Below are 9,847 nucleotides of genomic sequence, written 5' to 3'. Positions count from 1 at the left end.
GTAAGCCAAGCAGCTTGCGGGATCAGAGAATATACCATCAGCTAAGGTGGTCCCAGGCAAAGATACGGTGTATTCGGTTAAAGTCACGGAAGGACCTTCTGCTGGTAGTACTTTGACATTGAGGGACTTTTCAACGTCGGCACAACAAACCGGTGCTAAATGGACTATAGATTTAATGACTCCATCGATAAATGGTGGAAGAAGGGTGGAGGTTAAATTTAAATGATGAAAACTATCAATGATATATATTCAGCCATTATCAAAAGTTCTTATGGATTATCGATGGGAACTATATGGCAGCATATCAGTGTTGAATGCGCTGGGTTACCTGATAATTATTTGTTCCGAAAGGAAGTTTTCTTTAAGATTTTGGCTCGATTATTAAATGAGAAGAAAATTAAATTAGCTACAAATGGTATATTTTTGTCTGGTACTGTGGAGCAACAAATACAGATACTACAAGCTGTTTGGCCACCATATCCATGTGAAGATGAAAACGACGATTTAGATGAATATGGAATGTGGTTTTTGGTTAAGGCTCCTGCTGGAGTGGTATGGTTAACACCCGATGGTAAAGAGTTATGGACTTAAAAGATCCCGCCTTCATGGCGGGATCTTTTTTTTCTTTCAGTCACAGACCATATTATCAGTTGTCCATGCTCTACAGTCACGGTAACCGGCGTATCTGGATCAAATCCTGCCTCTACCACTCAGTTACCGTTGAGATTGATGCTGCAGCGGCAGCTATAATACGTTTTCATGCCGATTGAACGTTTTTCGAAGTGGATGCTAATATTTCCCACGTTCAGTTGCCGTACGCTTTGAAAATATGTACTTCTGGCTTATTATTGTGATCAACCAGAATCAGCTTCTTGCTAACTCCTAAATCCGGCGATGGTGGAACTGTCTTCAGACCGGTGAACGGAAGAGCCTATTTTAATGGTATGAGGTAAGTATGAAATTATTATCATGCACAAAAAGTAATGCGGAAATAAACTTTACAGAAAGTGAGATAATCATTCTGAATTCAGCGCTTAATGAAATTTTCAATGGTATTGATATAGAAGAATTTGAAACGAGGATTGGCTCGGAAAAAGAAAGTGCTGCTATATTGCTGAGTAATTTGGGGGGCATTTTAGATAAAATGTCATCTTGTTAGTGAAATGGTTCCAGCCTTTTAGCTGGGACCTTATTTAATAACTAATAACTTATCTTAAGTTGTCCGATATAGAGTAATTCCATTAGGGGTTTTTTCCATCATTTGATATGGTGGGCATCTGAATAATTTCGCGAATTGCTGTTACTTGCCCATCGCCTTTTTTCTAGAGTGTTTACGCATCATGAGAACGAAGTACTGATGGTAGGCCAATATTGGAAATCCAGTCTGGAAAAAACAATTAAATTTAAATATGATGAGTGACGCGATATGAATGAGAAATTAGTAAATATAGTGTGTAATAAACATCACTTAAAAAATATGCGGTTAGAGAATTTAAAATATACTTCTGGAACGCTTGAGTTAGCTTTAGTTACAAGTGATACAGCTTATGATAAAGCTAATGCAATCCAGGTATCATTTGACTGGATACATTCTTTTCGAGTGACGGATGAGGGAAATCTGTTAAAAATGCAATATGAATTCAAGGGCGAAATGATTACTGGAATTTATACAATTGAAAACTCCTGTTATCTTACTTGGTTTAGTGAGCAAAGCGCTAACATACATGACAGTAATTCAATAAAAACTTATCTCATAGTTACCGGTGATGAAGTTATAGAGGTCTTGTCTTCAGTTAAGCCAGTAATGAAATATAGTTGAAACTAGCCCCAGATAAGAATATTTATTAATGATTTATGGGTGTTTTTTTGTATCTATTACTAACTTCTGGTAATGGTTAATATTGGGGTTTGATATATTTTCCTTGATGGAGATTAACAAAAAAGATAGTTATATTATCCAAGTAATATCCGCCCAAAATGCATGATAAACATATAGACGTAGTTTCTAAAATATTAGTAAAAATAAATGAAAGTCATTTTTTTTCTTATGCTCTTTATCATTGAAGTTATGTGATATTGCTGCAAATGCCTTTTCTGAGGATGCTCCACATTTTCACCAAACCCAAAGCAAAAAAAAGTCTGAACTTTCGTTCAGACTTTCTCTTTGAATATGGCGGTGAGAGAGGGGTTCGAACCCTCGATACGTTGCCGTATACACACTTTCCAGGCGTGCTCCTTCAGCCACTCGGACACCTCACCGTTTTATGCCGCAACCAGGTTGCTGACGGGCGCTAATGTAGGCAAAAGCGGCGCGCGGGTCAACACTCTTTCTCGCCTTTTCTGCGCGTTTAGCCAGTTTTAGAGCAGATCGCTGCTTAAATCGCCAAAAGAGTCAGGCACGGCAGCGAAATAGCATATCAGGCGCGCATTCCCCAGCGCAGCGTGCATAATAATGCGCTTTAAACGGCAAGATAATCACGGGGTCTGATGTGAACACCTCCCTACCACGTCCTGCAGCGGCGTCGCCTTCCGGCACCCGCGCACTGTTCTTTATCCAGATATTCGCCACGCTTGGCTTTGCGGTTCTCTACTCCACGCTGGTGCTCTATGCAACCAAACGCCTTGGCTTTAGCGAAGGGCAGGCCAATGCGATGATGGGCGTGTTTGGTGCCTTCAACTACGGGCTGCATCTGTTTGGTGGCTACCTGGGCGGTCGCTACCTGAGTAATCGTAATCTCTTTGTGCTGGGCATGGTGCTTCAGGTGGCTGGGTGCTGGGTGTTGTCCGGGCAGAGCGCCGAAGGTCTTTACTGGGGACTGGCGATGTTCCTGACCGGCAGCGGGCTGAACGTCACCTGCATCAATATGATGCTGACCCAGCGTTTCACCCCGGAGGATAACCGCCGTGAAAGTGCGTTCCTCTGGAACTATGCCGGGATGAACCTTGGCTTCTTTATCGGCTTTACCGGCGCGGGCTATTTCCAGCTCACGGAACATTACAAGGCGCTGTTCCTGTTTGCCACTATCGGCAACGCGGTGGCCATTGTTATCTCGGTGATGCGCTGGAAAATCCTGGCCGATATCGACACGCCGCTGCTGCACGTCACTAAAAAGCAGTTCCGCCTGCGTATGATAATCGGTCTGTCCGTGCTGGTGCTGCTGGTGCCATTGATCCGTATCATGCTGACGCACGCTGATTTTACCGGCACCTTTGTGATCAGCCTGGGCGCGGCGATCTTTCTGCTGCTGGGCATTACCACGCTGCGCCATCGTCCGCGTGAAGAGCAGCGCAGGATGGCGGCCTATCTGCTGCTGGCGATGGGGTCGCTGGTGTTCTGGACGCTCTATCAGCTGGCACCGATGGGGCTGATGCTGTTTACCGAGCACAATATTTCACTGAACGTCTGGGGCATTCAGGTGGCGCCGCAGTGGGTGCAGAACATCAACACGCTGACCATTGTCATTGGCGGGCCGCTGCTGGCGCTGGGCTTCCGTAATCTGCGTGAGCGCGGCTGGCGCATCGATATTCCTCTGCAGTTCGCCTCTTCGCTGTTCTTTATCGGCCTGGGCATGCTGGTACTGCCGCTCGGCATTATGCTGGCTGGCGCCGATGGCATGGTTGCCTTTAAATGGATTGTTATCAGCTATCTGCTGCAAAGCCTCGGTGAACTACTGATCTCGCCAATAGGCTACGCGATGATCGGCAAGCTGGCGCCGGTGCGCTATCAGGGGATCATGATGGGCTGCTGGATGATGGTGACGGGCGTGGCCTCGGTGCTGGCAGGTTATGTCTCTGGCCTGATGCCGGAAAACAGCGGCAGTACGCCAGCGCTGACTAATCCCGGCTACAGCCATATCTTCAGTCTGCTGGGCTGGGGTAGCGCGGCGGTCGGTCTGGTTTTACTGCTGCTGATGCCGCTACTGCGCAAACTGATCCAGGCCCGCTAATCGTTCGCTGGCGCTGTCAGCCACACAACAATTTTGCTTGCCAGCCGGGTGGTTTTCCCCGAGCCTGAAGAAAAAAGGAGAGCATTGTGGATATCATTTTTTATCACCCCTCGTTTAATGCAGAGAAGTGGATCAAGGGTTTACAGCAGCGTCTTCCTCAGGCCCGTGTTCGCGCCTGGCAGACGGGTGACGCTGCACCTGCCGACTACGCGCTGGTGCGCCAGCCGCCGGTAGAGATGCTGAAAGGCCGTAAAGAGCTGAAGGGTGTCTATGCGCTTGGCGCAGGCGTGGATGATATCCTCGGGCAGCTGCGCCAGCATCCCGATATGCTGGCTGAAGGCGTTCCGCTGTTCCGTCTGGAAGATACCGGCATGGGACGCCAGATGCAGGAGTATGCGGTTTATCACGTGCTCGGCTGGTTCCGCCGCTTTACGGAATATCAGCAGCAGAAAGCGCAGGCGCTGTGGCAACCTCTGCCAAACAGATCCCGCGCAGCGTTCAGCATCGGCATTTTAGGGGCAGGCGTGCTGGGGAGCAGCGTGGCAGAAAGCCTTAAGGTATGGGGATTCCCGGTGCGCTGCTGGAGCCGTTCGCCTAAAGAGCTGCCTGGCGTCACCAGCTTTCACGGGGCAGAACAGCTTGGCGAGTTTCTCGCCGGAACCCAGGTTTTAATCAACCTTTTACCCAATACGCCACAAACGGAAGGCATCCTTAACCGCGCGCTGCTCAGCCAGCTGAAACCTCAGGCGTTCCTGCTTAATCTGGCGCGCGGCGCGCATCTGGTTGAGGAGGATCTGCTGGCGGCAATGGCGGCAGGGGAGATAAAGGCGGCAGCGCTGGATGTGTTTACGCGCGAGCCACTGGATAAACAGCATCCTTTCTGGGCGCATCCGGACATTGCCATCACTCCCCATAATGCCGCTGTAACCTTGCCGGAAGAAGCTATGGACTACATCGCTAAGTCTGTTCTCCAGCAGGAAGCGGGTGAAACGCCTGCCGGTCTGGTGGATGTGACGCGCGGATATTGAGTCATTGCCGGGCGGGAATGCTATTCTTGCCCTAAGCCAAAAGGAGAAAGCTATGTACCCCGTTGACCTTCATATGCATACCGTTGCCAGCACCCATGCCTACAGCACGCTGCGCGATTATGTGGTTCAGGCACAAACTTGTGGCGTAAAGCTGCTTGCTATCACCGACCACGGCCCTGATATGGCGGATGCGCCACACTACTGGCATTTTGTGAATATGCGCGTCTGGCCGCGCGTGGTAGACGGCGTGGGCATCCTGCGCGGCATCGAAGCCAATATCAAAAATCTCCATGGGGAGATCGACTGTACCGGCCCGATGATGGATGCCATGGACATTGTGGTGGCGGGCTTCCACGAGCCGGTCTTTGCCCCGCGTGATAAGGCAACCCATACGGAAGCGATGATTGCGGCGATGGCCAGCGGCAACGTGCATATCATCAGCCATCCGGGCAACCCGAAATACCCGATCGATATCCCGGCAGTTGCCGAAGCAGCGGCGAAATATAATGTCGCGCTGGAGTTAAATAACTCCTCCTTTACCACCTCCCGTCCGGGCAGCGAACCTAACTGCCGCGCTATCGTTGCCGCCGTGCGCGATGCCGGAGGATGGATCTCCTGCGGATCCGATTCCCACACGGCCTTCACGCTGGGCAATTTTGAACACTGCCTGCGGATCATGAAGGAAGTGGATTTCCCGGAAGATCGCGTATTAAATGTTTCACCGCGCCGTTTGCTAGATTTCCTGACGCAGCGCACCGGAAAAAGCATTACTGAATTTGCTGATATGTGACACTGTCACAATTAACCTCTGAATGGACTGACCCTCATGAATGAATTTTCCATCATCTGCCGTATTCTGGGCTCGCTCTACAACCGCCAGCCTCAGGATCCGCTGCTGGTGCCGCTGTTTACTATGCTGCGCGAAGGCAAGTTGCAACAGCACTGGCCGCTGGAGCAGGATGAACTGCTGACCCGACTGCAGGAAAACAGCGATCCGCAGTCGCTGGCTGCAGATTACAACGCGCTGTTTGTTGGCAGCGACTGCAAGGTGCCTCCCTATGGATCGCACTGGGATAATGGTCCGCAGGAGAGCGAAATCCGTGGCTTCCTGCAGAGCCGGGGCATGCCGTTAGGCGAGGGGCCAGCCGATCATATTGGTGCGCTGCTGCTGGCGGCGTCATGGCTGGAAGATCAGTCTGAGGCCGATGAGATCCAGGCGCAAATCACGCTGTTTGATGACTACTTACTGCCGTGGTGCGGTCAGTTCCTGGGCAAGGTTGAGGCGCATGCCACCACAGCCTTCTACCGTACGCTGGCTGCGCTGAGCCGCGAGGCGATCCAGGCGATGCGGGATGAGCTGGAAGAGGAAGGGGAAGTCTGATCCACCGGATCTTACTGCTAAAAAAGCACCTCCATAAGTGAGGTGCTTTTTTTTGCCTGTTATCGCCGCCACTGAGGCTGAGCGGAACCCAGCGGCGTGGCTGAACGCGACCAGGCCAGCGGCGTTCCCGGCAGCCAGACGGGTGAGCGCAGACGGTAGCCGATGCCCCACGGCGTGATCTCCGTTTCGACATTATTATCGTGCGGTTCAGCAGGCCCGAGGCCCTGAGGTCGCTCCGTATCCGGCAGCGGATTTTCTGTCAGCAGGCAGGCGGTTCTGGCAAGAGAGAGCCGCGCGGTAAAACCCCTGTTATGCATCCTCCGCTGGCGCAGCCCTTCCAGCACGGCAGCGGCCGTCAGGTAGCCTGTAGCATGATCCAGCGCCTGTACGGGCAGCGGGGAGGGCGCGTCGCTCATTTTCCACAGCCTGCCGCTGTCGGCAATGCCGCAGCCCATCTGCACCAGGCTGTCGAAACCGCGGCGGTTGCGCCACGGGCCACTCCAGCCCCAGGCATTAAGGCTGACGTCGATAAGCCCCGGCGACAGCGTTTGCAGAGTTTCGGCGTCATAGCCCAGCCCGCTAAGCGCATCGGCGCGATAGCTGTGCACCAGCACATCCGCTTCAGCGATCAACGCTTCAAACAGTTTGCGTCCTGCGGAGGAGGTCAGATCCAGCCGGGCGCAGCGTTTGCCCAGGGTAATTTCCTCTTCCAGCGTCGGCTCTTCCCATCCAGGCGGATCGAGGCGCAGCACCTCCGCGCCCAGTCCCGCCAGAAAGCGGGTGGCAACCGGGCCGGCGATGATGCGGGTCAAATCCAGTACGCGAACGCCCAGCAGAGGGCGTGCAGGCAGTAAACGCCAGCGCGGCGGCGCAGCCTCCTGCTGTAACGTCTGCTTAATCAACGTTTCACGCTGTACGGCGCGACCCTGAGGATGCGCCTGCCACTCCGCCACGCTGCGCATTTCAGCAGCGCAACCTTTTGCCGCGACCACCGCCTCTTCCAGCGCCGTTTTATCCCACTGGCTGACGGCTTGCGCCAGGCTGGCCCGGTCGGCCTGTTTACCCAGCACGCTTTCCATGGCAGCGCGATGATGAGGGGCGTTGGTATGCAGACGGATCCAGCCATCACGCGTGGCGTAATCTCCGGCTAAGGGATCCCACAAAGCGGGCGCAGAACGATTAATCGGCGAGAAACTGTGCTGAAACCAGCGGGAAGCCAGACGGGTATCAACCTCCATCTGGTGGGGATTCTTTACCAGTTCAGCGGCGGCCTGCATCGCCAGCGCTATGCTGGTTCCCGTCAGCTCGGTTACCGGATAGAGTGAGGAGAAGCGCTGCCCGCCGTGAAAGTTTACCGCTGGCAGCGGCGTATCGGGGCTGCGCAGCCCGTACCAGAGCTGCTGCCAGAGTGTGGAGATAAACCCGTTGTCCATTGCTGCCTCCCTTTGCTGATGTTTTACACCTTAGCAATGAAAGTCGCTTTTTGCCTGGCGCTAACGCAGGCGACGGAACTTCGGCAACCGGGCATGCATGCGTAAATTACGCAGGTTCACCACCGCAATCGCGGTACCAATAATCACCAGCAGCGCGCCGACAACTTTGAAAATGTTCATGCTGTCACCCAGCACCACCACGCCCAGGATCACCGCCAGTACCGGCGTCAGCAGCGAGTAGGGCATGATCAGGTTGACGTTATAGCTGCGCAGCAGCCAGTACCAGAGCGAATAGGCGATGATAGAGGAGAAAATGGCGCTGTAGAGGATGCCGAACCAGCCGCGCCAGCTTGAGTGCATCAGGCTGGTGATCTGGTCCGACTCCAGCAGAAACGAGGCCAGCCCCACCACCGGAATAGCCAGAAAAGAGAGCCAGCCGGTCATGGTCAGCGGTTTTATGGCAGGCGCTTTCTTGACCAGCATATTGCTGACAGCCCAACCCGCTGCGCTGCACAGCAGCAGACAGAGCACCCACCACGCCGGAATGGTCGGGCTGCCTGCCAGCACCACCACGCCCGTTAGCGAAACGGCAATGCCAGTCAGCTGCACCACCGAGAGCTTCTCTTTCAGGATCACCATCGCCAGAATCATCGCGAATGGCGTGCCGAGCTGAACCACAATGGCGCCAGTGCCCGCATCGGTATATTTCATGCCGACAAACAGCAGGGAAAAATGCAGAAAGCCAAACGTGAAGGCCAGCGGCACCAGATAACGCAGCTGGGCGCGGTTAACGCGGGTAAAAGGCACCAGAATCAGCGCGACTACCACAAAGCGCATCAGGGTGAGGAACAGCGGAGGGAGATCGATCAATCCCCATTTGATGGCAACATTGTTAAAGGCCCAGAGTGTTACCACCAGCAGAATAAGCAAAAAATGACGCAAAGCCACGAGAGAGTCCTGTTGTGCGTGAGATCACCTTTTTATCATGGCATGATTCGCCAGCAAATTGAGCGCGGAAAGGAGATTTATTTCCCTCTTTTTAGCCGGTTGCTGCGTCAGGGGTTATGCCTTTTGCTAACGTATCTCTCAGAAAAAGTGATGAGACAGGCCGCCGTCAGCATGCCATCATAGCGCTTCGGAGCCTCTGCTCGTCGGCAGGGAGCGTTGAAATTGATAAGGATGGCCCTCGCTATGCGTTCTTCTCTTCCCCTGGCTATTATCCAGCTTGAAGCCCCACCTGAAGCCGTCAGCAACATCGTAGGCGAACAGCAGCACTGGTTTATCGCCGCGCTGGGCCTCGAGCCTGATGAGTATATTGTTGTGCGCCCGGATCTGGGCGAAGCGCTGCCGGAACCGGGTACTATTTCCGCTGCCATTCTCAGCGGCTCCTGGGCCATGGTCACCGACCATGCTGAGTGGAGCGAAAGGACGGCCGCCTGGATCCGCAGCGCCGTGGAGCAGGCGCTGCCGCTGCTTGGCGTTTGCTACGGGCATCAGCTGATGGCTTATGCGCTGGGCGGCGTGGTTGATGATAATCCGCGTGGCTGGGAGCGAGGGCTGCAGCAGCTTGAAATGAACGACAATGCGCAGCACGATCCCTTATTAAGCGCGCTGCCGGTGCATTTCTCCGCCTGGCTTTCGCATCGCCAGTCGGTAGTTCAGCCACCACCGGGCGCACAGGTGCTGGCTGCCTCGGCACTGGATCGCTGCCAGATTATCCGCTATACGCCGCAGGCGCTCTCGGTGCAGTTTCATCCTGAATTTACCAGCCAGATCATGAGCGCCTGCCTGCAAAACAGCCAGGGCAGCGAAGCGCTAAGCAGCCTGGTGGCGCATCAGCAGGAGCCCGGCACGCCGCTGCAGCTGTTGCAGGATTTCTGGCAGCAGCATCGTCAGCTCAGCAAGCTCGCCTGAATTTCCTCCCGCCCGCCGTCTCAGGAGCGGGCTGATACTTTTCGCTGCCTGGCCTCTCCAGCTTCTCTCAGCTTTCCCGGCACGCTTCCAGCGCAGGCGCCAATAAAGCCCGGTTCTCTCTGTCGCAGAGCAGTTCGCTCTTCT

General features: G+C 53.6%; 11 protein-coding genes and 1 tRNA gene. 8 read left to right on the top strand and 4 right to left on the bottom strand.

What is annotated here, in order from left to right; translation table 11 throughout:
* The first annotated feature begins 222 nt into the window (after positions 1-222).
* Entirely contained in the window at positions 223-591 is a 369-nt protein-coding gene (locus Q3V30_RS12525; RefSeq protein WP_306206116.1) for a DUF596 domain-containing protein, read from the top strand.
* Here the strand turns inward: Q3V30_RS12525 and Q3V30_RS22705 are convergent.
* Positions 588-710 (bottom strand): SymE family type I addiction module toxin, encoded by a 123-nt coding sequence (locus Q3V30_RS22705; RefSeq protein WP_346433466.1) that lies wholly within the window; start codon positions 708-710, stop codon positions 588-590. The two genes, Q3V30_RS12525 and Q3V30_RS22705, sit on opposite strands and share 4 nt — an antisense overlap.
* Positions 711-955: 245 nt before the next feature.
* Between Q3V30_RS22705 and Q3V30_RS12520 the strand changes: the two genes are divergently transcribed.
* Both Q3V30_RS12520 and Q3V30_RS12515 read left to right on the top strand, forming a co-directional pair.
* Positions 956-1,159 carry a hypothetical protein gene (locus Q3V30_RS12520; protein ID WP_306206114.1) on the top strand — a complete coding sequence of 68 codons (204 nt, stop codon included), beginning with the start codon at positions 956-958 and terminating at the stop codon, positions 1,157-1,159.
* 267 nt (positions 1,160-1,426) lie between these two features.
* Positions 1,427-1,819, top strand: a complete 393-nt coding sequence (locus Q3V30_RS12515; protein WP_306206112.1) for a hypothetical protein — start codon at positions 1,427-1,429, stop codon at positions 1,817-1,819.
* A gap of 352 nt (positions 1,820-2,171) precedes the next feature.
* On the opposite strand, the gene Q3V30_RS12510 is transcribed toward Q3V30_RS12515, so the two are convergent.
* Positions 2,172-2,259 (bottom strand) — tRNA-Ser (locus Q3V30_RS12510).
* 230 nt (positions 2,260-2,489) lie between these two features.
* On the opposite strand from Q3V30_RS12510, the gene Q3V30_RS12505 reads away from it, so the two are divergent.
* From Q3V30_RS12505 to Q3V30_RS12490, 4 genes are all read left to right on the top strand, one after another.
* Positions 2,490-3,947 (top strand): peptide MFS transporter, encoded by a 1,458-nt coding sequence (locus tag Q3V30_RS12505; protein WP_306206110.1) that lies wholly within the window; start codon positions 2,490-2,492, stop codon positions 3,945-3,947.
* An 86-nt stretch (positions 3,948-4,033) separates the two neighbouring features.
* Positions 4,034-4,975 carry a glyoxylate/hydroxypyruvate reductase GhrA gene (gene ghrA, locus Q3V30_RS12500; RefSeq protein ID WP_306206109.1) on the top strand — a complete coding sequence of 314 codons (942 nt, stop codon included), beginning with the start codon at positions 4,034-4,036 and terminating at the stop codon, positions 4,973-4,975.
* Between the two features lie 52 nt (positions 4,976-5,027).
* Complete coding sequence (locus tag Q3V30_RS12495; protein WP_306206107.1) at positions 5,028-5,765, top strand: phosphatase; 738 nt, start codon at positions 5,028-5,030, stop codon at positions 5,763-5,765.
* A 36-nt stretch (positions 5,766-5,801) separates the two neighbouring features.
* Complete coding sequence (locus Q3V30_RS12490) at positions 5,802-6,356, top strand: TorD/DmsD family molecular chaperone (RefSeq protein ID WP_306206106.1); 555 nt, start codon at positions 5,802-5,804, stop codon at positions 6,354-6,356.
* A gap of 59 nt (positions 6,357-6,415) precedes the next feature.
* Here Q3V30_RS12490 and Q3V30_RS12485 read toward each other — a convergent pair whose 3' ends face one another.
* Complete coding sequence (locus Q3V30_RS12485; protein ID WP_306206104.1) at positions 6,416-7,789, bottom strand: CoA transferase; 1,374 nt, start codon at positions 7,787-7,789, stop codon at positions 6,416-6,418.
* A 60-nt stretch (positions 7,790-7,849) separates the two neighbouring features.
* Positions 7,850-8,737 (bottom strand): DMT family transporter, encoded by an 888-nt coding sequence (locus Q3V30_RS12480; protein ID WP_306206103.1) that lies wholly within the window; start codon positions 8,735-8,737, stop codon positions 7,850-7,852.
* A gap of 243 nt (positions 8,738-8,980) precedes the next feature.
* Here Q3V30_RS12480 and Q3V30_RS12475 point away from each other — a divergent pair, with 243 nt between their 5' ends.
* Positions 8,981-9,703 (top strand): glutamine amidotransferase, encoded by a 723-nt coding sequence (locus Q3V30_RS12475; protein ID WP_306206101.1) that lies wholly within the window; start codon positions 8,981-8,983, stop codon positions 9,701-9,703.
* Positions 9,704-9,847: the final 144 nt, after the last annotated feature.

This window comes from Erwinia pyri (assembly GCF_030758455.1).
GTDB lineage: Bacteria > Pseudomonadota > Gammaproteobacteria > Enterobacterales > Enterobacteriaceae > Erwinia > Erwinia pyri.
This window is presented reverse-complemented; position numbering and strand designations above follow the sequence as displayed.